22 protein-coding genes are annotated in these 23,924 nt (G+C 63.5%); 11 read left to right on the top strand and 11 right to left on the bottom strand.

Annotated elements, in window-relative coordinates; all coding sequences use genetic code 11:
- Positions 1-445 precede the first annotated feature (445 nt).
- The 6 genes from dnaA (at position 446) to B015_RS0103195 (ending at position 6,229) form a co-directional block, all read left to right on the top strand.
- Positions 446-1,978, top strand: a complete 1,533-nt coding sequence (gene dnaA, locus B015_RS0103220) for a chromosomal replication initiator protein DnaA (protein WP_018426221.1) — start codon at positions 446-448, stop codon at positions 1,976-1,978.
- Positions 1,979-2,177: 199 nt separating this feature from the next.
- The gene (dnaN, locus tag B015_RS0103215; protein WP_018426220.1) at positions 2,178-3,296 is read left to right on the top strand and encodes a DNA polymerase III subunit beta; all 1,119 of its coding nucleotides are present in this window, start codon (positions 2,178-2,180) and stop codon (positions 3,294-3,296) included.
- A 13-nt stretch (positions 3,297-3,309) separates the two neighbouring features.
- Positions 3,310-4,482 (top strand): DNA replication/repair protein RecF, encoded by a 1,173-nt coding sequence (gene recF, locus B015_RS0103210; RefSeq protein ID WP_018426219.1) that lies wholly within the window; start codon positions 3,310-3,312, stop codon positions 4,480-4,482.
- Between the two features lie 76 nt (positions 4,483-4,558).
- Positions 4,559-5,317, top strand: a complete 759-nt coding sequence (locus tag B015_RS0103205; protein ID WP_018426218.1) for a molybdopterin-synthase adenylyltransferase MoeB — start codon at positions 4,559-4,561, stop codon at positions 5,315-5,317.
- 2 nt (positions 5,318-5,319) lie between these two features.
- Positions 5,320-5,799 (top strand): GNAT family N-acetyltransferase, encoded by a 480-nt coding sequence (locus tag B015_RS0103200; RefSeq protein ID WP_018426217.1) that lies wholly within the window; start codon positions 5,320-5,322, stop codon positions 5,797-5,799.
- A gap of 31 nt (positions 5,800-5,830) precedes the next feature.
- Positions 5,831-6,229 carry a GFA family protein gene (locus tag B015_RS0103195; RefSeq protein ID WP_018426216.1) on the top strand — a complete coding sequence of 133 codons (399 nt, stop codon included), beginning with the start codon at positions 5,831-5,833 and terminating at the stop codon, positions 6,227-6,229.
- Between the two features lie 57 nt (positions 6,230-6,286).
- Here the strand turns inward: B015_RS0103195 and B015_RS0103190 are convergent, their stop codons facing one another.
- Entirely contained in the window at positions 6,287-7,288 is a 1,002-nt protein-coding gene (locus B015_RS0103190) for a D-glycerate dehydrogenase (RefSeq protein ID WP_018426215.1), read from the bottom strand.
- Between the two features lie 173 nt (positions 7,289-7,461).
- Between B015_RS0103190 and B015_RS0103185 the strand changes: the two genes are divergently transcribed.
- Positions 7,462-8,019: an SH3 domain-containing protein gene (locus tag B015_RS0103185; protein WP_018426214.1), complete on the top strand. Its 558-nt coding sequence runs from the start codon at positions 7,462-7,464 to the stop codon at positions 8,017-8,019.
- Between the two features lie 159 nt (positions 8,020-8,178).
- On the opposite strand, the gene irrA is transcribed toward B015_RS0103185, so the two are convergent.
- Entirely contained in the window at positions 8,179-8,604 is a 426-nt protein-coding gene (irrA, locus tag B015_RS0103180; RefSeq protein WP_018426213.1) for an iron response transcriptional regulator IrrA, read from the bottom strand.
- Between the two features lie 248 nt (positions 8,605-8,852).
- Here irrA and fabA point away from each other — a divergent pair, with 248 nt between their 5' ends.
- The 4 genes from fabA (at position 8,853) to B015_RS0103160 (ending at position 13,177) form a co-directional block, all read left to right on the top strand.
- Entirely contained in the window at positions 8,853-9,374 is a 522-nt protein-coding gene (gene fabA, locus B015_RS0103175; RefSeq protein ID WP_026226830.1) for a 3-hydroxyacyl-[acyl-carrier-protein] dehydratase FabA, read from the top strand.
- A 30-nt stretch (positions 9,375-9,404) separates the two neighbouring features.
- The gene (fabB, locus tag B015_RS0103170) at positions 9,405-10,628 is read left to right on the top strand and encodes a beta-ketoacyl-ACP synthase I (RefSeq protein WP_018426211.1); all 1,224 of its coding nucleotides are present in this window, start codon (positions 9,405-9,407) and stop codon (positions 10,626-10,628) included.
- Between the two features lie 10 nt (positions 10,629-10,638).
- Positions 10,639-11,451 carry an enoyl-ACP reductase FabI gene (gene fabI / locus B015_RS0103165; RefSeq protein WP_026226829.1) on the top strand — a complete coding sequence of 271 codons (813 nt, stop codon included), beginning with the start codon at positions 10,639-10,641 and terminating at the stop codon, positions 11,449-11,451.
- Positions 11,452-11,647: 196 nt separating this feature from the next.
- The gene (locus B015_RS0103160; protein WP_018426209.1) at positions 11,648-13,177 is read left to right on the top strand and encodes a bifunctional diguanylate cyclase/phosphodiesterase; all 1,530 of its coding nucleotides are present in this window, start codon (positions 11,648-11,650) and stop codon (positions 13,175-13,177) included.
- Positions 13,178-13,277: 100 nt separating this feature from the next.
- Here B015_RS0103160 and B015_RS0103155 read toward each other — a convergent pair whose 3' ends face one another.
- The 9 genes from B015_RS0103155 to B015_RS0103115 all read right to left on the bottom strand — a co-directional run bounded on the left by B015_RS0103155 (position 13,278) and on the right by B015_RS0103115 (position 23,913).
- On the bottom strand, positions 13,278-14,294 hold the full coding sequence (locus B015_RS0103155) for a class I SAM-dependent methyltransferase (protein ID WP_018426208.1): 1,017 nt from the start codon (positions 14,292-14,294) through the stop codon (positions 13,278-13,280).
- Positions 14,295-14,549: 255 nt separating this feature from the next.
- On the bottom strand, positions 14,550-16,697 hold the full coding sequence (pnp, locus tag B015_RS0103150) for a polyribonucleotide nucleotidyltransferase (RefSeq protein ID WP_018426207.1): 2,148 nt from the start codon (positions 16,695-16,697) through the stop codon (positions 14,550-14,552).
- Positions 16,698-17,066: 369 nt separating this feature from the next.
- Positions 17,067-17,336, bottom strand: coding sequence for a 30S ribosomal protein S15 (rpsO, locus tag B015_RS0103145; protein WP_026226828.1), 270 nt, complete (start codon positions 17,334-17,336; stop codon positions 17,067-17,069).
- 162 nt (positions 17,337-17,498) lie between these two features.
- Positions 17,499-18,518 carry a magnesium/cobalt transporter CorA gene (gene corA / locus B015_RS0103140; protein ID WP_018426205.1) on the bottom strand — a complete coding sequence of 340 codons (1,020 nt, stop codon included), beginning with the start codon at positions 18,516-18,518 and terminating at the stop codon, positions 17,499-17,501.
- Between the two features lie 123 nt (positions 18,519-18,641).
- Positions 18,642-19,589 carry a tRNA pseudouridine(55) synthase TruB gene (truB, locus tag B015_RS0103135; RefSeq protein ID WP_018426204.1) on the bottom strand — a complete coding sequence of 316 codons (948 nt, stop codon included), beginning with the start codon at positions 19,587-19,589 and terminating at the stop codon, positions 18,642-18,644.
- 1 nt (position 19,590) lies between these two features.
- Complete coding sequence (rbfA, locus tag B015_RS0103130) at positions 19,591-19,998, bottom strand: 30S ribosome-binding factor RbfA (protein WP_026226826.1); 408 nt, start codon at positions 19,996-19,998, stop codon at positions 19,591-19,593.
- A 52-nt stretch (positions 19,999-20,050) separates the two neighbouring features.
- The gene (locus B015_RS0103125; RefSeq protein ID WP_018426202.1) at positions 20,051-20,587 is read right to left on the bottom strand and encodes a hypothetical protein; all 537 of its coding nucleotides are present in this window, start codon (positions 20,585-20,587) and stop codon (positions 20,051-20,053) included.
- Between the two features lie 9 nt (positions 20,588-20,596).
- Positions 20,597-23,266, bottom strand: a complete 2,670-nt coding sequence (gene infB / locus B015_RS0103120) for a translation initiation factor IF-2 (protein ID WP_018426201.1) — start codon at positions 23,264-23,266, stop codon at positions 20,597-20,599.
- Positions 23,263-23,913, bottom strand: coding sequence for an RNA-binding protein (locus tag B015_RS0103115; protein WP_018426200.1), 651 nt, complete (start codon positions 23,911-23,913; stop codon positions 23,263-23,265). Before B015_RS0103115 ends, infB begins: the two co-directional genes overlap by 4 nt.
- Between the last annotated feature and the right edge of the window lie 11 nt (positions 23,914-23,924).

Genomic DNA, 23,924 nt, shown 5'->3' with positions numbered 1-23,924 from the left:
CGGTTGAATCCACTCCAGACCAAACCAGATTCATTAAAAACGGGTTAGAGTCGGCCTTGCCCTGTCCACAGCGATTTTTGTAAGGTCCAAGCATCGAAGGGACGGGCTCTAGCCCTCTGCCAAGCCTTAAAAATCGGCGGCATTCTCGACGTGGATAGATTCCGCGTACGGGGGAGGTTTGCCTCCTTCGAGCTTATGGGGCGTGTGGGGATACACGGCATGGTGAGTGAGATGTGGCGCGCCGGCGTCTTCGCCGGACGGTTACGCTTTTGCCTGGCGCTGCTGCCCCCACAGCGCTGACGGTCCGAATGCGCCTCACGGCGCGGCGGGCGGGGACAGGGGGCTCGGCCGGAAACGGCATGCATCCCAGATGAATATTCCGGCGGAGGCGCAAGCGGCGCACCCCCGCGCGGACAACGAGGACCAAAGGTTAGGGATTGCGAGAATGCAAAGCGGCATCGAAAGCGAAGCAAAGGCAGGCTTTCTGTTCACCGGCGAACTGATCGAGGGAAATGAAGTGGCAGCTGTCAGCGCCGCAGAAAAGAACTTCGACCGCGTCAAGACGCAGCTCCAGGTGCGTCTGGGCAGCGAGGTCTTTTCGAGCTGGTTCGGCCGCATGAAGCTGGCGGAAGCCTCGAAGGGCGTTGTGCGCCTTTCGGTGCCGACGGCTTTCCTGCGCTCATGGATCAACAGCCACTATCTCGACCTCATTTCCGAGCTGTGGCGCCAGGAAGAGCCGCAACTGCTCAAGCTCGAGATCATCATCCGCACGGCGACCCGTGCTACCCGCGCAGCCCCAGAGAGCGAAGCTCCGGCGATGCGCAAGCCGGTGCGCCAGACGCAAACGGCCCTTTCCACCAGCACGGTGGCCGCCGGTCGCACCGAGCGCCCTGCGCCGGCCCGCAGCGGCGCTGCCGAGACCGAGTTCAAGCAGAGCGTGCTCGGCTCGCCGCTCGACCCGCGCTACACGTTCCAGTCCTTCGTCGAGGGCCCGTCGAACCGCGTCGCACTTGCAGCCGCCCGCGCAGTCGCTGAATCGAACTCGCGCTTCAACCCGCTGTTCCTCCACGCCACTGTCGGCCTCGGCAAGACGCACCTTTTGCAGGCGATCGCCGCCGAGTCGCTGCGCCAGAACCCGAAGTCGCGCGTCGTCTACCTGACGGCCGAATACTTCATGTGGCGCTTTGCAACGGCGATCCGCGACAACAACGCACTGACGCTCAAGGAACAGCTCCGCGACATCGACCTTTTGATCATCGACGACATGCAGTTCCTGCAGGGCAAGTCGATCCAGCACGAGTTCTGCCATCTCATCAACATGCTGCTCGACTCGGCCAAGCAGGTCGTCGTTGCCGCCGACCGTCCGCCGGCAGAGCTGGAATCACTCGAGCCACGCGTGCGCTCGCGCCTCAATGGCGGCGTGGCGCTGGAAATGTCGACACCCGACTTCTCGATGCGCCTGGGCATGCTCCAGCAGCGTTTCGCCGGTGCCAAGGCCGAAGACCCCAACCTGGTCATCGACTCGGAAGTCCTCGCCCATGTCGCCCGCACCGTCACCGGCAGCGGCCGCGAGCTTGAAGGCGCGTTCAATCAGCTGATCTTCCGCCAGTCCTTCGAGCCACAGCTGTCGATCGAGCGCATCGACGAAATTCTCGGCCACATCTATCGCTCGGGCGAGCCCAAGCGCGTCCGCATCGAAGACATCCAGCGCATCGTCGCGCGCCACTACAACGTGTCGAAGACGGAGCTTCTGTCCAATCGCCGCACGCGCACCATCGTCAAGCCGCGCCAGATCGCCATGTATCTGTCGAAGGTGATGACCCCGCGCTCGCTGCCGGAAATCGGCCGTCGCTTCGGTGGACGCGACCACACGACCGTGCTTCATGCCGTGCGCAAGATCGAAGATCTGTCGGGCGGCGACAACACGCTGGCACAGGAACTCGAGCTGCTGCGCCGCCTGATCACCGATCAGGCCTGAGCCTTTTGCCGGCAGCAGACCAAGCTGCCGCTCACTTATCCCCAGAACGCCCGCGCAACCGCCTCAAATGGCTGCGCGGGCTTGCCTTTCCGGGCTTTTTACTGTCAGACTCGCGTGAAATCCGATCGTGTTGCGGGCTTCCCCGGGCGCAGACCGAGCCCGTGAGCCCGCACCTTCATAGAAGCGAGCCTGTTTCGTCATGCGTGTTATCCTGGAACGCTCCAACCTGTTGAAGTCCTTGAACCACGTCCACCGCGTGGTCGAACGGCGGAACACCATTCCGATCCTGTCGAACGTGCTGCTGAACGCAAATGGCGCGAGCCTGGAGCTGAAGGCGACCGACCTTGACCTCGAGGTCTCGGAAGCGACGCCGGCAAGCGTCGAGCGCGCCGGTGCCACGACAGTGCCCGCCCACCTGCTCTACGACATCGTCCGCAAGCTGCCCGACGGCGCCGAGGTAATGCTCAAGACCGATGAAGACGGCAACGCCATGTCGGTGATCTCGGGCCGTTCGAGCTTCCGGCTCCAGTGCCTGCCGCAGTCCGATTTCCCCGAACTTTCGGCCGGCTCGTTCTCCCACATCTTCCGCCTCGATTCGCAGGCGCTGAAGGGGCTGATCGACAAGACCCAGTTCGCCATCTCGACCGAAGAGACGCGCTACTACCTCAACGGTATTTTCCTGCACACGATCGAGAGCGGCGGCAAACTGATGCTGCGTGCGGTCGCCACCGACGGCCACCGCCTCGCCCGCGCCGAGGTCGAGGCCCCGGCAGGCTCCGAGGGAATGCCGGGCATCATCATCCCGCGCAAGACCGTCAGCGAGATCCAGAAGCTGCTCGACGCTCCTGATGTCGCAGTGGCCACCGAGCTGTCCGACACCAAGATCCGTCTCACCATCGGCAGCGTCATCCTGACGTCCAAGCTGATCGACGGCACCTTCCCCGACTATCAGCGCGTCATTCCGAGCGGCAACGACAAGAAGTTGGTCATCGACCGCCAGAGCTTCGCCCAGGCTGTCGACCGCGTGTCGACCATCTCGTCGGAACGCGGCCGAGCCGTGAAACTGTCCATCACCGACGGCCAGGTAACGCTCGCCGTCAACAACCCCGATTCGGGCAGCGCCACCGAAGAGCTCGCCGCCGACTATTCGTCGGACCCAATCGAAATCGGCTTCAACGCCAAGTACCTGCTCGACGTCGCCGCCCAGCTTTCGGGCAACGAGGCGCGCTTCATGCTTGCGGATGCCGGGTCGCCCACGCTCATCCATGACACAGCCGACGAGAACGCTCTCTACGTGCTGATGCCGATGCGCGTGTAGCGCCCGGACGCCCGTGCAGGACTTCGAAACGGGGGAGACGCGGAAACGTGCCCCCTCGACGCATATCAGCAAGCTCACGCTCACGGACTTCCGCAATTACAGTTCGATCTCGCTCGACCTCAGGCCGGGCGCGGTGGTGTTCACCGGTGAGAACGGTGCCGGCAAGACCAACCTGCTCGAGGCGATCTCCTTCCTGACGCCCGGACGCGGCCTGCGACGTGCGCCCTACCCCGACGTGGCGCGCGAGGGCAGTGCCGGTGCCTTCGCCGTGCATGCTTCGATCGAAGGCCCATTCGGCGATGCCGAAATCGGCACCGGCACCGCACCAGAAGCGGCGGGTGAGGCGGGCCGGCGCGTGCGCATCAATGGGGCCACGGCCAAATCGGCCGACGAGATGCTCGAATGGCTGCGAGTCGTCTGGCTGACGCCGTCGATGGATTCGCTGTTCACCGGGCCTGCCGGCGACCGCCGCCGCTTCCTCGACCGACTGGTGCTGGCGATCGACCCGGCGCATGGCCAGCGCGCCCTCGACTATGAAAAGGCGATGCGTGGCCGCAACCGGCTACTGTCGGAAGACCGCCGCGACCGCAGCTGGTTCGAGGCGATCGAAACCCAGATGGCCGAGACCGGGGCAGCGATTGCCGCCGCCCGCGTCGAGATGGTGCGGCTGCTCACCGCCATGATCAGCAGGCTGCCTGAAACAGGCCCCTTCCCGCAGGCCGATCTTGCTCTCTCGGGAACGCTCGAAGAGAGCATCGGCCGCATGCCTGCGGTCGAGCTTGAGGAGCATTTTCGCCAGGCGCTGGCCCAGGGCCGTGAGCGCGACCGTGCTGCCGGCCGCACACTTGAGGGCCCACACCGCTCCGACCTGCTTGTCCGTCATCGGCCGAAGTCGATGCCGGCGGAACTCTGCTCCACCGGCGAACAGAAGGCACTTCTGGTCGGCATCGTCGTCTCGCATGCGCGACTCACCGGCGAGATGGCGGGGGCTGCACCGATTCTCCTGCTCGACGAGATCGCCGCCCATCTCGATCCCGGTCGGCGGGCGGCACTGTTTTCGATTCTCGACGAACTCAATTGCCAGGCCTTCATGACCGGCACGGAGGCCAGCCTGTTTTCGAGCCTTGCCGGCACGGCGCAGTTCCTCACCGTCGACCATGGCAGCGTCAGGCCTACGGACCCTTGACCTCGGCTCGCGCGCCTGATGGACGTAGCTCTGCAAGACGCCTGACAACGAGATATCGCAGCGATATGCTCGCGCCATGAACCAGGCTGCTCCCCTCTCCGCCGAAGAACTCGAACGCTACGCACGCCACATCGTGCTGCCCGAAATAGGTGGGCCGGGCCAGCAGAAGCTGAAGCGCGCGCGCGTGCTGGTGATCGGAGCCGGCGGGCTCGGAGCGCCTGTGCTCGAATATCTCGCCGCCGCCGGTGTCGGCACGCTCGGCATCGTCGACGACGACCACGTCTCGCTGTCCAATCTGCAGCGCCAGGTGATCCACGACACTCAGTCGATCGGCCTTTCCAAGGGGGACAGCGCCAAGGCCGCGATCGCCCGCATCAATCCGCATGTGACGGTCGAGCTGCACCAGCTTCGGCTGACCGAGTTGAACGCCGGCGATCTGGTTGCCGGCTACGACCTCGTCATCGACGGCTCCGACAATTTCGAGACGCGCTATGCAGTGGCGGACGCCTGTGCTGCCCGCGAAAGGCCGCTCGTGCATGCCGCGGTCGGCCGCTTCGACGGTTCGATCACCGTGCTGAAGCCGTTCGAGACCGGTCCGGACGGTCGCCGCAACCCTTCCTACCGCGACCTGTTCCCCGAAGCGCCGCCGCCTGGCCTGGTGCCATCTTGCGCGGTTGCAGGCGTGCTTGGCGCGCTGACCGGCGTCATGGGCACCTTGCAGGCGATGGAGGCGATCAAGCTCATCACCGGCGTCGGCGAGCCGCTGGTCGGCAGGCTATTGCTCTACGATGCGCTTGGCGCCCGATTCGACACAGTCCGCTACAAGGCGTCGTGACGATGACCGATATGACCATCTCCCGCCTCCCCGAGGATTTTTCGCGTTGGGACGAACTGCTCGGACTCATCCTGTCCGCCTTCGCCTATATGGACGGCGTCATCGACCCGCCATCCTCGGCGCATAGACTCACCCCTGAGAGCCTGCGCCAGAAGGCTGGCGACGAAACCTGCTTCATTGCCACGGTAGATGGCCGGCTCGCTGGCTGCATCTTCGCCGCTGAGCGCGACGACGTCCTCTATATCGGCAAGCTCGCGGTCCACGAGGCCTCGCGCGGTCTCGGCATCGGCCGGATGCTGATGCAGGCAGCGGAACGCCACGCGCTCAAGATCGACAAATCAGTGCTGGAGCTGCAGACGCGCATCGAACTCGTCGCCAACCACGCCACCTTCGCGCGCCTGGGCTTTGTCGAGTTCGTGCGCACCGCGCATGAAGGTTACGACCGACCGACCTCGCTGACCATGCGCAAGCGACTGAGCTGACCAATCATCCATCGAGATTTATGGGACAAAAATGGCCATCAAGAAATATGCAGGCGGCTGCCTCTGCGACGACATCAGGTTCGAGGCGCGGGGCCCTGCCGAGAAGCCGCACACCTGTTCGTGCCGCATGTGCCAGCGCCATAGCGGCTCGCTCACCCTTGCCTGGGTCGAATTCCCACGAGAATCGGTCAACTGGACCGGACCGGGCGGACGGCCGGCGACCTATCGCTCATCAGACTATTCGAGCCGTGCCTTCTGCGCGCGCTGCGGCAGCACACTTGGCGCTATCGACGACCAGCCGACAATCGCGCTCGTGGTCGGCGTGTTCGACAAACCGAAAGCGGCAGAACTCATGCCCGCCTATCACAGCTTCCGCAGCGGCCGCCCGAAATGGTGGTGCCTTGAGACGCGCCTGCCGGAGGCGGGCTGAGAAAGGTCGTTGCGACGCATCCTCACGGAAATCCGCGTCGCATTTTCCTGGATTTGCTCAGGTCCTGAGTGGCAATACGCGATCCGGCGGGCGATGTCCGTCGACATGGGCGCGGATGTTAATGATGACCTTTTCGCCCATGTCGATGCGACCTTCGATGGTAGCCGAGCCCATATGGGGCATCAGCACCACCTTGCCCTTGGCCGCCAGCTTGAGCAGCTTCGGATTCACCGCCGGCTCATGCTCGAAGACATCGAGGGCAGCACCCGCCAACTTGCCGTCCTGCAGCATCTTGACCAGTGCATCCTCGTCGATGATGTCGCCGCGGGCGATGTTGACCAGGTAGGCATGCGGCTGCATCAGCGCCAGCCGCCGGCCCGACAGCAGATGGAAGGTCGCCGGCGTCGACGGGCAGTTGATCGAGATGATGTCCATGCGGGCGAGCATCTGGTCGAGGCTCTCCCAATAGGTCGCCTCCAACTCGTCTTCCACCGACTGCAACACGCGGTGACGGTTGTGATAGTGGATCGACAGGCCGAAGGCCTTGGCGCGGCGGGCAACGGCAGTGCCGATGCGCCCCATGCCGACAATGCCCAGGCGCTTGCCCCAGATGCGGCGGCCGAGCATCCAGGTCGGCGACCAGCCCGCCCATTTCTTCTCGGTGGCCAGGATGTTGGCGCCCTCTGTCAGCCGGCGCGGCACCGCCAGCATCAGCGCCATGGTCATGTCGGCCGTGTCCTCGGTCAGCACGTTCGGCGTGTTGGTGACAGTGATGCCGCGCCGCGCCGCGGCGGCTACGTCGATCTTGTCGACGCCATTGCCGAAATTGGCGATCAGCTTGAGGTTGGGGCCGGCCTGCTCGATCAGGGCTGCATCGATCGTATCGGTCACCGTCGGCACCAGCACATCGGCTTCCTTGACGGCCGCGACCAGCTCGGGCTGTGTCATGGGCCTGTCGTCGACATTGAGCCGCGCATCGAACAATTCGCGCATGCGCGTTTCCACCGGGTCCGGCAGCTTGCGCGTGATGACGACGAGAGGCTTTTTTCGGCCGGTCATTCTTTCCTCGACGAAGATCCCGTTGAGACCTCTTTAACCAAGACCGGTGAAACTGGAAACCAATCACCGCGCGGTAATTCTGTGTAACAAGCAGCGCCGCCGAAGACAAAGAAAAAGGGGCGCCCCGTCAGGCTGAAAGCCCGAGGCGTCGAGTGTTGACAGAGGTTACGGAAGTGTCTGGTTTCGCGTCGCTTCGCCTGGCCGCCAGCGTGGCACTGGTGGGTCTTGCTTTCGTTTCGCCCGGTGCCGGCAATGTCGGCCAGGCAGTCGCTGCCCAGCAGGGCACGCTCGGACCGAGCGGCCTGCCGTTGCCGCGATTCGTCAGCCTGAAGGCTGGCAAGGTCAATTCGCGCATCGGCCCCGGCGCCGACTATCCGGTCGACTGGCTCTATCTCAAGCCCGGCCTGCCGATGGAGATCATCCAGGAATACGACAACTGGCGCCGTGTGCGCGATGCCGACGGCGCCGAAGGCTGGATCAACCAGACGCTGCTGTCGGGCCATCGCACGGCAATCACCGCCCCCTGGCAGCGCGGCAAGCCGGCACAGATCAGCCTGCTGGCCAAGCCCGATAAGGAATCCCGCACCGTCGCCTTGATAGAGCCCGGCGTCGTTGGCTCGATCAAGCGCTGCAACGGCGAATGGTGCGAAATGAGCTTTGCCGGAACCACGGGCTGGCTCACCCAGTCGCAGCTCTGGGGCGCCTATCCCGGCGAGACCATCGAGAACTGATGGGCGAGAACTGATGGGCGAGACCTGACGGGCCGGCCGAAGAGTCAAACCTTCGGCGGCCCATATCTTTGACTGCATCACCTTGCTTGACCGGCGAACTCAAGCCAGTGGACGCGTCCAGCCCGGCGACACGACAATAATTGGGAACAACGCGCCGGCTCAGGCCGTGCGCTTGGGCCTCAGCCTCACCACGATATCGACATTGGCGATCTCCATGCCTTCCGGGGGTTCCGGCAGGTTGGACACACAGACCGAATTCGACTCGATGTCGAAGATGCGGTTCTCACCCTCGATATAGAAATGGTGGTGGTCCGACGTGTTGGTGTCGAAATAGGTCTTCGAACCTTCAACGGCGAGAATGCGCAGCAGGCCCGCGTCGGTGAACTGGTGCAGGGCGTTATAGACGGTTGCGAGCGAGATCGGCACGCCAGCGCCGAGCGCCTCTTCGTGCAGCTCTTCGGCCGAGAGGTGGCGGTCTCCCTTGGCGAACAGCAGTTCAGCCAGCGCGACGCGCTGCCGCGTGGGCCGCAGGCCTGCGTCGCGAACGCGCGCTTCCACAACAATGCTTGCCTTGCGAGTGTCCACTCGTGCCTCGTCGAAGTTTGACTTCGCCCCATTCAAGACCCGCCGGGTACACCAATGGCGCGATATGCCGCCGGCAAGCTATGTCAGACATATATTCTGTAGCTCAAATGCGATCAATAGCGCGCATTGACCCGGACCAATGGTCGCGCTAAGCGCAAACGCCGGTTTCCGGCTTGAGACAGTCTGTGCTAGTGAGAGCACACAAGAAGGGCGGGCACCGCCCGAGAAACTTAGACGGGATGGTGTTCATGGCCGATCAGAAATCCAGCTACGGCTACGAGGAACTGCTGGCTTGCGCCCGCGGCGAGCTGTTTGGACCCGGCAATGCACAGCTGCCCGCTCCGCCGATGCTGATGTTCGATCGCATCACCGAGATCAGCGAGACTGGCGGCGAGTTCGACAAGGGCTTTGCCCGTGCCGAATTCGACATCAGGCCGGACCTCTGGTTCTTCCCTTGCCATTTCATCGGTAACCCCATCATGCCGGGCTGCCTTGGCCTCGACGCCATGTGGCAGTTGACCGGCTTCTACCTCGGCTGGCTCGGCGAGCAGGGCAAGGGCATGGCGCTCTCCACCGGCGAGGTGAAGTTCAAGGGCATGGTCACACCTTCGGTCAAGAAGGTCGAATACGGCATCGATTTCAAGCGCGTCATGCGCGGCCGCCTGGTCCTGGGCATCGCCGATGGCTGGTTGAAGGCCGATGGCGAGACCATATACAAGGCCACCGACCTTAAGGTCGGGCTTGCGAAGCAGGAAGCCGCGGCCGTCTGATTGGCCCCATACACTGGACCGGAGATTTTCATGAGACGTGTCGTCGTAACGGGCCTTGGCATCGTATCGTCCATCGGCAACAACGCCGACGAGGTGACGGCATCACTGCGTGACGCCAAGTCCGGCATCAGCTTCTCCAACGATTTCGCCGAGCACGGCTTCAAGTGCCAGGTCTGGGGCGCGCCCAATCTCGACACGACCGAGCTGGTCGACCGTCGCGCCGCCCGCTTCCTGTCGCAGGGCGGCATGTGGAACCATGTCGCCATGAAGCAGGCGATCGCCGACAGCGGCCTCGAAGAGAGCGTCATCTCCGGCAACCCGCGTACCGGCATCATCATGGGCTCAGGCGGCCCGTCGACCCGCACCATCGTCGAGGCCGCCGAGATCACCCAGAAGAACAACTCGCCCAAGCGCATCGGGCCGTTCGCGGTGCCGAAGGCGATGTCGTCGACGGCCTCGGCGACGCTCGCCACCTGGTTCAAGATCCACGGCGTCAACTACTCGATCTCGTCGGCCTGCTCGACCTCGGCACATTGCATCGGCAACGCCGCCGAGATGATCCAGTGGGGCAAGCAGGACGTCATGTTCGCCGGCGGCCACGAAGACCTCGACTGGACCATGTCGAACCTGTTCGACGCCATGGGCGCGATGTCGTCCAAGTACAACGACCGCGCCTCGGTCGCCTCGCGCGCCTATGACCTCAACCGCGACGGCTTCGTCATTGCCGGTGGCGCTGGCGTTCTGGTGCTCGAAGAGCTCGAACATGCCAAGGCGCGCGGCGCCAAGATCTATTGCGAGCTGGTCGGCTACGGTGCGACGTCTGATGGTTACGACATGGTCGCCCCGTCAGGCGAAGGCGCGATGCGCTGCATGCGCCAGGCGCTGTCGACGGTGAAGGGTGAAGTCGACTACATCAACACCCACGGCACCTCGACGCCGGTGGGCGATTCGAAGGAAATGGGCGCGATCCGCGAAGTGTTCGCCGGCAAGCTGCCGAACATCAGCTCGACCAAGTCGCTGACCGGCCATTCGCTGGGTGCGGCGGGCGTGCAGGAATCGATCTACTCGATCCTGATGATGCAGGGCGGCTTCATCGGTGAGAGTGCCCATATCGAAGAGCTGGACCCCGAATTCGAAGGCATGCCGATCGTGCGCAAGCGCATCGACAACGCCAAGATCGATACGGTGCTGTCCAACTCCTTCGGCTTCGGCGGCACCAACGCCACTCTCGTTTTCCAGCGCCTCTCGGCATAGGGACACCGACATGGACGGATTGATGAAGGGCAAGCGCGGGCTCATCATGGGCGTCGCGAATGACCACTCCATTGCCTGGGGCATCGCGCAGAAGCTCGCCGAGCATGGTGCCGAGCTTGCCTTCACCTACCAGGGCGAGGCCTTCGGTCGCCGCGTCAAGCCGCTGGCCGAAAAGGTTGGCGCCGAGATCCTGGTGCCTTGCGACGTCGAAGACAGTGCCTCGGTTGCTGCTGCCTTTGAGACGCTAAGGGAAAAGTGGGGCGGCATCGACTTCCTGGTCCACGCCATCGGCTTCTCCGACAAGAACGAGCTCAAGGGCCTCTACGCCGATACCACGCGCGAAAACTTCGTGCGCACCATGGTGATTTCGTGCTTCTCGTTCACTGAGGTGGCCAAGCACGCCGCCGCGCTGATGAATGACGGCGGCTCGATGATCACCCTGACCTATGCCGGCTCGGTGCGCGTCATGCCCAACTACAACGTCATGGGCGTGGCCAAGGCCGGCCTCGAGGCGAGCGTGCGCTATCTCGCCAACGACTACGGCCCGCGCGGTATCCGCATCAACGGCATCTCGGCCGGCCCCGTGCGCACGCTTGCGGGCGCCGGCATCGCCGATGCGCGTCACATGTTCACCTACCAGCAGCGCAACTCGCCGCTGCGCCGCTCCGTGACCCTCGACGAGGTCGGCGGCTCGGCGCTGTATCTGTTGTCCGACCTGTCGTCAGGCGTCACCGGCGAGATCCACTACGTCGATTCGGGCTATCACATCGTCTCGATGCCGACGCTGGATGAGCTCAAGCAGATGGATGGCGGGCGCGACTAGTGCCCGCCCCCGAAGATCGGAAACGGTTTTCGGAAAGGACCATGCACTGGTTCAAGACACATGAAGCGCCCTGCGCGTTCTCATAGACGCGCGGTGCGGCAACAAAGCCAATCCCTGCTAAAATTGTAGACAATCGCAGCAAGCGATCTTAACTCGCCAAACGGTAGAAAGTCCGCGCAAGTTAGGAACACTACGCATGCCCGCCGCCAAAAACCCCAGCCGGACGCCTCTGTTTCGGTTCGTCACCATAGCCACTTCGGGGCTGGGCAGTTTCATCCTGGCCGTGTGGGGCATGAAGCTCGCATTCGGCGGCCAGATCGCCGGCATGCCTGTCGAGAGCGTCGGAGCGATCATCGCCGCGCTTTGCGCATTGGCGGCCTCGGTGGCCGCCATGTCGTTCTTCGCCGGCGTCGACGAATCCGCTGATTACGTTTTCAACGAGACCAATTTCGACAAGCTGACCGGACTCTTTGCCCGCACCGCCATGGTCGGCAAGATCGCCGAAGCGGCATCCGCCACCGCGCGCACCGGCAAGCCCATATTCCTCATCGACATCGACATCGACCGCTTCAAGCAGATCAACGACGCCATCGGCTACTGCAACGGCGACGCCCTGATCCGTGCCTTCACCGCACGCCTCAGGGCAGCACTGCCGGACGACATCGTCCTTGGCCGCATCGGCGCAGGCGAGTTCGCCATCCTCTGCCCCGACCGGCAGGTCGACGGTTCGCTGGAAGCGCTGATCGACCGCATCGTCGAGGACGTCATGCAGCCCTACCCGCTGCCGTCGCACGTCCAGTCGGTCAACGTGTCCGTCGGCGTCGTCGCCATGCCCAAGGACGGCAACGACCCGGTGCAGCTGCTGCGCCGCTCGAACCTGGCACTTCAGAACGCCCGTGCCAACGGCATCGGTTCCTGGACAGTGTTCCATCCCGACATGGGCAAGGTGGCCGAGCATCGCCAGTGGGTCGAATCGGAACTGCACGTGGCGCTTGAGCGCGGCGATTTCGACCTGCATTACCAGCCGCAGCTCGACCTGACCTCGGGTCGTGTCGTTGGCTACGAGGCCCTGATCCGCTGGCGCCACCCGGAGCGCGGCATGATCCCGCCCGTCGACTTCATCTCGGTCGCCGAGGAAACCGGCATGATCGCCCCGATCGGCGAGTGGGTGCTGCGCAAGGCCTGCGTCGACGCCCAGCTGCTGCCGGACGATTGCTTCGTTGCCGTGAACATCTCGCCGGTGCAGTTCATGACCCGCGACTTTGTCGGCATCGTCGCCAAGATCGTCGAGGAAACAGGCATCGCGCCGAAGCGGCTCGAGCTCGAGCTGACCGAATCGGCAATGATGCAGGACCGTGACCGTGCCGCCGAAATCCTGAGGCAGCTGACTGCGATGGGCATTTCGGTCGCCGTCGACGATTTCGGCACCGGCTACTCCAACCTCGCCTATCTCATCGACTTCAGCTTCAACAAGCTAAAGATCGACCGCTCCTTCGTCAGCCGCATGGAAACCGACAGCAGCTCGGGCGCGGTGGTCTCGACCATCGTCGGCCTGTCCAGGGCGCTCGGCGTGCACACCATCGCTGAAGGCGTAGAGACGGAAAACCAGGCGACGCTGCTGCGCGCCGCCGGCTGCCAGGTCGTGCAGGGTTATCTGTTCGGCCGGCCGGCGCCGCTCACCCTCAACGAGATCCCCGCTGCGAGGGCCGCCGCCAGCATTCACTGACTGCCATGCGTCCTGCCGGACGCGCCCTTCCTATTGCAAGCACCTCACCCTTTCCGAAACCGCTCGCGGTATCCGACCGATAACGAGGATGGCACGCCGATCAGCGCCGTGCGGCCCAGATCCTGAAACCACCGTCGAGCGCCAATTCCTGATGCCAGGCGAATGACGCCGCCAGCACCGGCTGGTAGGGCAGATGGCGGTTGGCGACCATCAGCAGCCGGCCGCCGGGCTTGAGGGCGGCGGATGCGGCGCGGATCAGGCGCTGGCCGACCTCCGGGTCGCCTTCGCGATCCTGGTGGAAGGGCGGATTCATCACCACCATGTCGAAGCGCCGCTCCACCGGCTCCTTGAGCAGGTCCTGCCAGTGGAAGCGAGGTTCCACCAGCGCCGTCCGGACATTGCTCCTGGACGCCTCCAGGGCGTCGAAATCGGCCTCGAAAAGTTCGAGAGCCTTGAGTTCCTTGGCCCGAGCTGCAACTTCGGCCGCGACATAGCCCCAGCCGGAGCAGAAGTCGGCGACCTTACCCTTGATGTCATCAGGCAGATGCTCGACCAGCAGGCGCGAGCCGGTGTCGACGCGGTCGAAGGAGAACATACCCGGTGCTGTGCGGAACCGGTCCTCGACCAGCGTTTCGGGGTTGTCGGCGCGCAGCGCCGCCGCGGCAGCAAGCGCGACCTCGTCGCGGCGGAGCCACAGTACCGTGCCGTGGTATTTAGGCAGGTGATCGACGATCTCGATAAGGCCGCCCAGCCGCTTGCGCAGGCTGGCAATGCCGTCCTCCTTGCCTCCGGCGATGACGATCGTACCGCCCTCGCCTGTCCGCTCGATGGCGTCGGCGATGCGCAGTTCGTTGAGGCCGCGATGGCGGCCGGCAAGCACCAGCGCCAGGTCGTAGCCTTCGCCTTCGGCGCGCTGCACGACATGGTGGCCGGCGGATTGCAGCGAAACGAAATGGGGCCGGAAGCCCTGCACCAGCGTGAGTTCGGCACCGAAACCTTCAGGCAACCTGAAGCCCGGCTCTGCACCGAGAAACAGCGCCCGCGTCCCCTTCCCCGGCAATGACAGGGCCTCGGCTTCGAATGGATAGAACAGGGTTTTCAGTGCATCGCGCGACATGGCCAATCCTTACACATCGTATTTCTCCGCGCCCCCCTGGCCTGCCGGCCATTTCGCCAATATCCAACGTGGCAATTGGCAAAGGACCGCCAACGCCGGAGTTCCTGATCTTCCCTTGCGAGGGAGATGGCCGGCAAGCCAGAGGCGGGCGCGAAGAAACGCCTAGCCCGCAAACCGCACTCCGTCCGGCCGCCTCAAAACGAAAACGGGCGCGACCTTCCGGTCACGCCCGCTTCATATCAGCAGTTCAGCCTATCAGGCGGCGGTTTCTTCGCCTTCGGCCTTCTTTTCCTTGGCAATTTCCTTGCCGGTCTCCTGGTCGACGACCTTCATCGACAGGCGGACCTTGCCGCGCTCATCGAAGCCCATCAGCTTGACCCAGACCTTGTCGCCTTCCTTGACCACGTCAGAGGTCTTGGCAACGCGGTCGTTGGCAAGCTGCGAGATGTGGACGAGGCCGTCGCGCGGGCCGAAGAAGTTCACGAAGGCGCCGAAGTCAGCGGTCTTGACGACCGTGCCTTCGTAGATTTCGCCGACTTCCGGCTCAGCCACGATGGTGTGGATCCACTTCTTGGCCGCCTCGATCTCCTTGGCGTTCGATGAAGCGATCTTGACCGTGCCGTCGTCCTCGATGTTGATCTTGGCGCCGGTCTTCTCGACGATCTCGCGGATGACCTTGCCGCCCGAGCCGATGACTTCACGGATCTTGTCGGTCGGGATGTGCATGACCTCGATGCGCGGAGCGAACTCGCCCAGTTCCTTGCGGCCTTCCGACAGAGCCTTCGACATTTCGCCGAGGATGTGCAGGCGGCCGTCCTTGGCCTGGCCGAGCGCGATGTTCATGATCTCTTCGGTGATACCGTCGATCTTGATGTCCATCTGCAGCGCGGTGATGCCGTTGGTCGTGCCGGCCACCTTGAAGTCCATGTCGCCGAGGTGATCCTCGTCGCCCAGGATGTCGGACAGGACAGCGAAACGCTCACCTTCCTTGATCAGGCCCATGGCGATGCCGGCAACCGGCTTCTGCAGCGGAACGCCGGCATCCATCAGCGCCAGCGAGGTGCCGCAGACGGTGGCCATCGACGACGAGCCGTTCGACTCGGTGATCTCGGAGACGACGCGCAGCGTGTAGGGGAACTGCTCGGCGGCCGGCAGCATCGGGCGGACAGCGCGCCAAGCGAGCTTGCCGTGGCCGATTTCGCGACGGCCGGGCGAACCCATGCGGCCGGTCTCACCGACCGAGTAGGGCGGGAAGTTGTAGTGGAGGAGGAACTTCTCCTTGTACATGCCGGTCAGCGAGTCGACATACTGCTCGTCTTCGCCGGTGCCGAGCGTGGCAACGACCAGCGCCTGGGTCTCGCCGCGGGTGAACAGCGACGAACCGTGGGTGCGCGGCAGGACGCCGACTTCGGAGACGATCGCGCGGACCGTCGACAGGTCACGGCCGTCGATGCGCGAACCGGTGTCGAGGATGTTCCAGCGCACGATCTTGGCCTGGAGTTCCTTGAACACGGTGGCGACCTTGTCGGCCGACCACTTCGGAGCTTCTTCGCCTTCAGCGGCGAAAGCAGCCTTGACCTTGGCCTTGACCGCGTCGACCGCGGCGTAGCGGGCCTGCTTGTCGGTGATCTTGTAGGCGTCGCGCAGCTCGCCCTCGACGATCTTCAGCATCTCGGCTTCGAGATCGGAATAGTCGGGCGCGGTGAAATCGCGCGGGTCCTTGGCAGCCACTTCGGCCAGCTTGATGATGGCATCGATGACCGGCTGGAAGCCCTTGTGGCCAAACATGACGGCGCCGAGCATGACGTCTTCAGCCAGCTCCTGGGCTTCCGACTCGACCATCAGCACGGCAGCGTCGGTGCCGGCGACAACGAGGTCGAGCTTGGATTCCCGCATCTCGTCGATGTGCGGGTTGAGCACGTATTCGCCGTTGATGTAGCCGACGCGGGCGCCGCCGATCGGGCCCATGAAGGGCACGCCCGAGAGCGTCAGCGCTGCCGAGGTGGCAACGATCGACAGGATGTCGGGATCGTTCTCGAGGTCGTGCTGGACGACGGTGACGACGATCTGGGTGTCGTTCTTGTAGCCGTCGGCGAACAGCGGACGGATCGGGCGGTCGATCAGGCGGGAGACCAGGGTCTCCTTCTCGCTCGGACGTCCTTCACGCTTGAAGTAGCCACCCGGGATCTTGCCAGCGGCGTAGGTCTTTTCCTGGTAATTGACGGTCAGCGGGAAGAAATCGAAGCCCGGCTTCGGCTCCTTGGCCGAGACGACGGTGGCGAGAACAACGGTTTCGCCGTAGGTGGCGAGAACGGCAGCGTCAGCCTGGCGGGCGATCTTGCCGGTCTCGAGGATGAGCGGACGGCCGCCCCATTCGATTTCAACTTTGTGGTGATTGAACATGTTCTGTCCTTCGTAGCGGGAAAGGCCAGACACCGCTTGCGGCGCCCCTTTCCCTGGCTGTTTGACGCGAGGTCCCGGAAAGCCATGTGGCCTTCCCTGGGGTTGCGCGCCTGCTTCGGTTTGGCCAGCCACGGGCAAGACAACAAGAAGCTCGGCACCCATGCTTGCCGCTGATAAGCGGCTGGCCGAACGTCCTGCAATCCTGCCCCATGACCGTCCACGGGTGGTTCGGGCGCGTCATCATGGCGCTCCGGAACCGTTTTCGGTGCGACCATGCCCTGTGGCCTGGCCGGACCGATGGACCGCCGGATCGGCAGCCCGAATGCACGACCGGCGGGCTCCCTGAACAGGAACCCGCCGGTCAATTCATCAGCGGCGGAGACCGAGCTTTTCGATCAGCGTCTGATAACGTGCGTCGTCCTTGCGCTTGAGGTAGTCAAGCAGCGAACGACGCTGGGAGACGAGCGCCAGAAGACCACGACGGGAGTGGTTGTCCTTCTTGTGGTCCTTGAAGTGCTCGGTCAGGTTCTTGATGCGCTCGGAGAGGATGGCAACCTGGACTTCCGGAGAACCGGTATCGCCCTTGACGGTTGCGAATTCGCTCATGAGTTCCGACTTGCGCTCGGCAGTGATCGACATCGTGTTTTTCCTTTCGATCTTGAGGAAACGGGACGCCCACGGCCGGGATGTCGTCCAGCTGGGGCCGATGAACAAAGCGTCAAAAGGCGCAATGTTGCGGCGCATATAGTGGAATTTGGCAGCAAAAGCCAGCTATTTCGCAAGCCGGCTCCGGGGCGTCCTTCAAAGCCACCCGCGCCGCTTGAAAATGACCACCAGCGTAATCGCGACGAACGCCATGAAGCTGAGTGCCGCCGGATAGCCGTAGACCGACTTCAGTTCCGGCATGTTCTCGAAGTTCATCCCCCAGATGCCGGCAAGGAAGGTGAGCGGGATGAAGATCGCCGAAACGATGGTCAGGACACCGATGATCTCGTTGGTACGGGCCTGCGACAGCGACAGATGCATCTCGATCAGGCCGATCATCGTCTCGCGCTGAGATTCAACCGTTTCTGAAAGCCTGATCGAATGATCGAGCGTGTCGTTGAAATAGACCTTGGTCTCGGCCGAGATGAAGGAGGCATCCGCGCGTACCAGCGTCGTCAGCGCGTCGCGCAGCGGCCAGATCGTGCGCTTGAGCAGATTTGTCGCCCGGCGCAGCCCGTGCAGTTGGCTGATGTGGTGCTTCCTGGGGGCGGCCAGCAATTCGTCTTCGATGGCGTCAACCTTGTCGCCGGTGGCATCGACGATCGGAAAGTAGCTGTCGACCACGGCATCGATCAGCGCATAAGCGAGGTAGTCAGCCTTGCGGTGACGCAGGCGGCTCGGGTTCGACGTACGGATGCGCCGGCGCACCGGCTCGAACGGGTCGCCCTGGCGCTCCTGGAATGTGACCACGAATTTGTCGCCGAAGAAGAACGAGATCTGCTCGTAGCGGCCAGTCTTGGCGTCGTCGATCATCGACAGCACGAAGAAGGCATGCTCGTCGAAAAACTCGGCCTTGGGCCGCTGGCCGGTGTTGACCACGTCCTCCAGCGCCAGCGTGTGCAACCCAAATATCCGGCCGATATCCTCGATCAGGCCGACATTGGCGAGGCCGACGCAGTCGAGCCAGATCAGCGGCCACTGCTCGCAGGCAGCAGCGACATCGTCGAGGCTGGCATTGTCGACAAACTCGCAGGCTTCCGGGGAGATCAGCGTCAGGTTGAGCGCCGACTGGCGCGCCGCGGGGTCGGCGATAAGCGTGCCGGGCGAAGCGCCCACTGGCGCCCGTCTGATATGCCTATGCCCACGTTTCACGACAGTTTCAGCCTCTGCCATCGCATCTCGCTCGCGGAATCACCACGAGCGATCCTTTCGGAAATGGATGCGACCGACAAGCTCGACCTATGCCGTGAAGACACGCTTGGGCTTGAACATGCCCTGCTCGATGGCGCCGATGGCGACCAGGCGGCCGCGGGACAGGGCGCAGGCTTCCTCGGCTTCCAGCGGCGCATCGCGGCCACGCACGATGACGGGATTGCCGAGCCTTATCTTGGTCGCGGCCTCGTCGGTGACGTTGACCTGCGGCAGGCAGTCGAGCGCGGCCGAGGTATCGACCACGAATTCGTCGATCGCCTGGAAATCCCAGCGGCCCTCTTCGCCCTCCGGCTGGCCGGCAGCACGCGCGGCTTCCAGTTCGGCTATGGTGACGAAATCGTCCGCGGTGAACGGCTCGACCTCGATGCGGCGCAACTCAGAGATGTGGCCGTAGCAGCCGAGGTCGCGCCCCATGTCACGGGCCAGCGAGCGCACATAGGTGCCCTTGCCGCATTCGATCTCGAAAACGGTGCTGTCGGCGCTGTTCTCGACGATGTCGAGTCGGCCGATCTCGATCTCGCGTGCCGGAATGTCGACGGTCGCGCCTTCGCGGGCAAGATCGTAGGCGCGTTCGCCGGCGATCTTGATCGCCGAGAATTGCGGCGGCGTCTGCATGATGACGCCGGTGTAGTTCGGCATGATGGCGCGGATGTCGGCTTCATCAGGACGGTTGTCCGAGGTCTTTGTCACTGGCCCCTCGAGGTCGTCGGTCGATCGCTCTTCGCCCCAGGCGACGGTGAAACGATAGACCTTGGCGCCGTCCATGACATAAGGCACGGTCTTGGTGGCTTCGCCGAGCGCGATCGGCAACATGCCGGAAGCGAGCGGGTCAAGTGTGCCGGCATGGCCGGCCTTCTCGGCATTAAACAGCCACTTCACCTTGGACACCGCCTCGGTGGAGCCCATGCCCACAGGTTTGTCCAGCACCAACCAGCCGGAGACGGGCCGGCCTTTCTTCTTGCCGCGACGCGACATGTCAGTCTTCCTTGTCTTCTTCGCCGTCGAGGTCGCGCGCCACTTCGGGCGAGCGCAGCAGATCGTTGATCTTGGCGAAATTGTCGTAACTGGTGTCCAGCCGGAAACGGAATTCCGGCATGTATTTCATCTGCCTGAGAGCGAATGAAACACGGCCACGGATGAACTTGGCGTATTTGTTGAGGGCCTCGATGACCGCATTGGGGTCCTTGGCGCCGAGCGGCGACACGAAGGCTGTGGCGATCTTGAGGTCGGGCGACATGCGCACCTCGGTGATCGAAATGACAGTGGTCTCGATCACCGGATCGATGATCTCGCCGCGCGGCAGCATTTCGGACAGCGCATGACGCACCTGCTCGCCGACGCGAAGCTGGCGCTGTGACGGGCCTGTAGTAACTTTTTTATTCATTGTAACTTCTTCGCTTACTTTGGAGGTATCGAACCTCCCGTCTGCCCCATCTTCAGGCGACAGGCCGCATGTATAGATCTTTGTATGCTCGAACCTTGTGATATGCTGCGTGCATTTCACCCAAGGATCCGAAGGCGCTTTGCGGCACATACCAGCGTGTGTTGATCGCCTCAAACACTATCCCATACTTGAGACAGTATATTCGACGCACAGCGATCCAGGCCACTTCCTCTGACACGTAAGGCGTCCTGTTAGAGACACCCTGCTCCGAGATAGATGTAACAATCTCGATGGGCTCGAATGGCTCAACTTTCGTCCGCCGTCCAATAGCCTGGAGAAGCAGATACAGGCTGCAAAATAGTGCACCTAGCGAAACCGCAAGCGCGAACGGAAGCACCAGATTCAAAGCACTTACGGCGGCAACCGCGGCAACGAAAGCCCCTAAAACCGCCACCCCAAGGAAACGCACGGCGCTCATAAGTGTTCGCCGACGCTTCTTTCTATCGAACAGTTTGTAGGCGAACTCGTCGTCCCGCACCGAGAAGACGTATCGAAACTCCAGTTTATCCAATGCTGGAGTTTCGATCATCGCGATTCCTTACAGCCTTCTGGTCACCATCTCGACGCGGAAGCACTCGATGACATCGCCCTGGCGCATGTCTTCGTAGTTCTGGAAGGCCATACCGCATTCCTGGCCGACCGGCACTTCGGAGACTTCGTCCTTGAAGCGCTTGAGCGTCTTGAGCGTGCCTTCGTGGATGACCACGTTGTCGCGGATGAGGCGGACGCCCGCACCGCGTTCGACCTTGCCTTCGGTGATGCGGCAGCCCGCAACCTTGCCGACCTTGGTGATGTGGAACACTTCGAGGATCTCGGCATTGCCGATGAAGGTCTCGCGGCGTTCCGGCGACAGCAGGCCCGACATCGCATCCTTAACGTCATCCACAAGGCTGTAGATGATATTGTAGTAGCGGATCTCGATACCCTGTTGCTCAGCGGCGTGACGCGCCTGTGCATTGGCGCGGACGTTGAAGCCGATGATCGCCGCACCCGACGTTTCGGCGAGCGTGACGTCGCTTTCGGTGATGGCGCCTGCGCCAGCATGAACGATACGCGCACGCACCTCGTCGGTGCCGAGCTTGTCGAGCGCGGTAACGATCGCTTCGACCGAACCCTGCACGTCGCCCTTGATGATCAGCGGGAACTCCTTGAGACCGGACGACTGCAGCTGCGACATCATCTGCTCGAGCGAGCCGCGCTGGGTTGCGTGCTTGGCCACAGCCTTGTCACGCGCCAGACGCTGACGGTACTCGGTGATCTCGCGGGCACGGGCTTCGTTGTTGACCACGGCAAAGCGGTCACCAGCCTGAGGCGTGCCCTGAAGGCCGAGAATCTCGACGGGCATGGAAGGCGGAGCCTCCTCGACATGTGTACCGCGGTCGTCGACCAGCGCGCGGACACGGCCCCATTGGTTGCCAGCGACGAGGATGTCGCCCGGCATCAGGGTACCGGTCTGGACGAGGACGGTCGCAACCGGACCGCGACCCTTGTCGAGCTTGGCCTCGATGACCACGCCCTCGGCCGTACGGTCGGGGTTGGACTTCAGGTCGAGCACTTCGGCCTGAAGCAGGATGGCCTCGAGCAGCTTGTCGAGATTGGTGCCGTTCTTGGCCGAAACCTCGACGTCGAGCACTTCACCGCCCATCGATTCCACGAAGACCTCGTGGCGCAGCAGCTCGGTGCGCACCTTCTGGGCGTCAGCCGACGGCTTGTCGATCTTGTTGATCGCCACAATGATCGGAACACCAGCCGCCTTGGCGTGGTTGATGGACTCGATCGTCTGCGGCATCACACTGTCGTCAGCCGCAACCACCAGGATGGCGATATCGGTCGCCTGGGCGCCGCGGGCACGCATCGCCGTGAAGGCGGCGTGGCCGGGGGTGTCGATGAAGGTGATCTTCTGACCATTCTTCTCGACCTGGTAGGCGCCGATGTGCTGGGTGATGCCACCGGCTTCGCCCGACACGACATTGGCGTTGCGGATGGCGTCGAGCAGCGAGGTCTTGCCGTGATCGACGTGACCCATGATGGTGACGACAGGCGGACGCGACACCAGATCCTCGGTGCGGTCGGCAATGTCGAACAGGCCTTCTTCAATGTCGGACTCGGCAACGCGGCGGACCGTGTGACCAAACTCGCCAGCCACCAGCTCGGCCGTATCGGCGTCGATGACGTCGCCCGGCTTCAGCATCTGGCCCTGCTTCATGAAGAACTTGACGACCTCGACAGCGCGCTCGGACATGCGCTGCGCCAGTTCCTGGATGGTAATGGTCTCAGGGAGAACAACCTCACGCACGATCTTCTCGCGCGTTTCCTGATGCATCGCACGCTTGAACTTCTCCTGACGGCGACGCATCGCCGACAACGACCGCGAGCGCGCATCGCCATCCACAGACGACAGCGCCGTGTTGAGCGTCAGCTTGCCACGACGGCGGTCGTCTTCGGTCTTGGTCTTGGCCGGGCGTGCAATCTCAGGCGTCGCGATGCGACGCACCGGCGTTGCAGCGCTCGGACCAGCACCTGCTCCGATCCCTGCTCCACCGCCATTGCCGACGCCAGTGCGGCCGGCACCAGCGGTGCCGCCGGTACGGCCGCGCGGACGGGCGTCTTCTTCCTCGTCTGCGGCATTGGCCTGCACGGCGCTGGGCGCGCGACGGCGAGCCTCTTCCTCGGCGCGACGGCGGGATTCGGCCTCGGTCTTGAGACGGGCTTCTTCCTCGGCCTGGCGACGGGCGGACTCTTCGCGCTCCTTGCGGCGACGCTCATCTTCCTCGGCGCGGCGGCGCGCATCTTCTGCGGCGCGGGCGCGCTCTTCCTGCTCGCGGACAACCGAACCTTCAAGCGCGCGGCGGCGCGCTTCCATCTCGCCGCGCGACAACTCGTTCAGCACCATGCCGGAGCGCTCAGGCTGCGGACGCGGGGTCTCGCGCACCACGGGCGCCACGGTCACGGGCGCAACAGGCTGCGGCCGCGGCGCGACAGGCGCCGGCGCGGGAGCCGGGGCCTGCACCTGGACCGGCGCAGGCTCGTGCTTTTCGCCAGGCATGGAGAACTTGCGCTTCTTCGTCTCGACGACGACCTGCTTCGTGCGGCCGTGCGAGAAGTTCTGGCGCACCGTTCCCTGCTCCGCGCCCGGGCGCTTCAGCGTCAAGGTCTTCTTCGGAGTGACGCTCAACGTGTTGTCATCGCCCGATTTGCTATCGCTCATTCCATATCCTCTGCGGCATCATCGTCGTCGGCAATCGCCGCAATCATTGCCAGATCATCCGGGGATCCGCCCCGATATCGGTCAAGCGCAACCATGCGCTTTACGACCGCCTTGCCCGCGTCTCCCGCGAGAACGGCAGCATGTATCACATTTGTTGCCCCCAATGCCAAACCCAATTCCGCTTCGGAAAAAAGTTTGTAGGCGGGCGTGGCAGGCCCGCCCAGATAGACTGTCGCCCTACGGGCCTGGGTGATCTTGCGGACGCCATCTTCGGCGCCCTCATAAGCGTGAAGCACCAGAAGTGCTTTTCCGTCACGTACATTTGCATCGACCTTGGCGGCGCCGAGCACCACCAAACCGGCCTTGCGGGCAAGCCCGAGGGAGCCGAGCGCCGATTTTGCAAGCAGCGCATCCACCATGGCGCCCATATCGGGCGGCACGATGACAGGCATCTTGAAGGCGCGGGCAAACATGCCCTTGGCCGCAGCCTTGTCGACATGTAGGCGGTCGGCCGTCACCCAGCAACCGCGGCCGGGCAACTTTCTCTTGATGTCGGGAAAAACAGTCGAATCGGGGCCGACGACGAAACGGATCAGATCATCCGTTTCGCCGGCCTGGCGCGTGACGATGCAGGTGCGATCGTTCATGTCGTCCAAAG

This window comes from Hoeflea sp. 108, assembly GCF_000372965.1.
In the GTDB taxonomy this organism is placed as follows: domain Bacteria; phylum Pseudomonadota; class Alphaproteobacteria; order Rhizobiales; family Rhizobiaceae; genus Aminobacter.
Note: the sequence above shows the minus strand (reverse complement) of the source record. Positions and strands in the feature narration are given on the sequence as shown.

Coding starts and splice junctions, on each gene's coding strand:
- dnaA (WP_018426221.1), top strand. CDS start 446: ATGCAAAGCGGCATCGAAAGCGAAGCAAAGGCAGGCTTTCTGTTCACC.
- dnaN (WP_018426220.1), top strand. CDS start 2,178: ATGCGTGTTATCCTGGAACGCTCCAACCTGTTGAAGTCCTTGAACCAC.
- B015_RS0103205 (WP_018426218.1), top strand. CDS start 4,559: ATGAACCAGGCTGCTCCCCTCTCCGCCGAAGAACTCGAACGCTACGCA.
- B015_RS0103200 (WP_018426217.1), top strand. CDS start 5,320: ATGACCGATATGACCATCTCCCGCCTCCCCGAGGATTTTTCGCGTTGG.
- B015_RS0103195 (WP_018426216.1), top strand. CDS start 5,831: ATGGCCATCAAGAAATATGCAGGCGGCTGCCTCTGCGACGACATCAGG.
- B015_RS0103190 (WP_018426215.1), bottom strand. CDS start 7,288: ATGACCGGCCGAAAAAAGCCTCTCGTCGTCATCACGCGCAAGCTGCCG.
- fabA (WP_026226830.1), top strand. CDS start 8,853: ATGGCCGATCAGAAATCCAGCTACGGCTACGAGGAACTGCTGGCTTGC.
- fabB (WP_018426211.1), top strand. CDS start 9,405: ATGAGACGTGTCGTCGTAACGGGCCTTGGCATCGTATCGTCCATCGGC.
- fabI (WP_026226829.1), top strand. CDS start 10,639: ATGGACGGATTGATGAAGGGCAAGCGCGGGCTCATCATGGGCGTCGCG.
- B015_RS0103160 (WP_018426209.1), top strand. CDS start 11,648: ATGCCCGCCGCCAAAAACCCCAGCCGGACGCCTCTGTTTCGGTTCGTC.
- B015_RS0103155 (WP_018426208.1), bottom strand. CDS start 14,294: ATGTCGCGCGATGCACTGAAAACCCTGTTCTATCCATTCGAAGCCGAG.
- pnp (WP_018426207.1), bottom strand. CDS start 16,697: ATGTTCAATCACCACAAAGTTGAAATCGAATGGGGCGGCCGTCCGCTC.
- rpsO (WP_026226828.1), bottom strand. CDS start 17,336: ATGTCGATCACTGCCGAGCGCAAGTCGGAACTCATGAGCGAATTCGCA.
- truB (WP_018426204.1), bottom strand. CDS start 19,589: ATGTCGCGTCGCGGCAAGAAGAAAGGCCGGCCCGTCTCCGGCTGGTTG.
- rbfA (WP_026226826.1), bottom strand. CDS start 19,998: ATGAATAAAAAAGTTACTACAGGCCCGTCACAGCGCCAGCTTCGCGTC.
- B015_RS0103125 (WP_018426202.1), bottom strand. CDS start 20,587: ATGATCGAAACTCCAGCATTGGATAAACTGGAGTTTCGATACGTCTTC.
- infB (WP_018426201.1), bottom strand. CDS start 23,266: ATGAGCGATAGCAAATCGGGCGATGACAACACGTTGAGCGTCACTCCG.
- B015_RS0103115 (WP_018426200.1), bottom strand. CDS start 23,913: ATGAACGATCGCACCTGCATCGTCACGCGCCAGGCCGGCGAAACGGAT.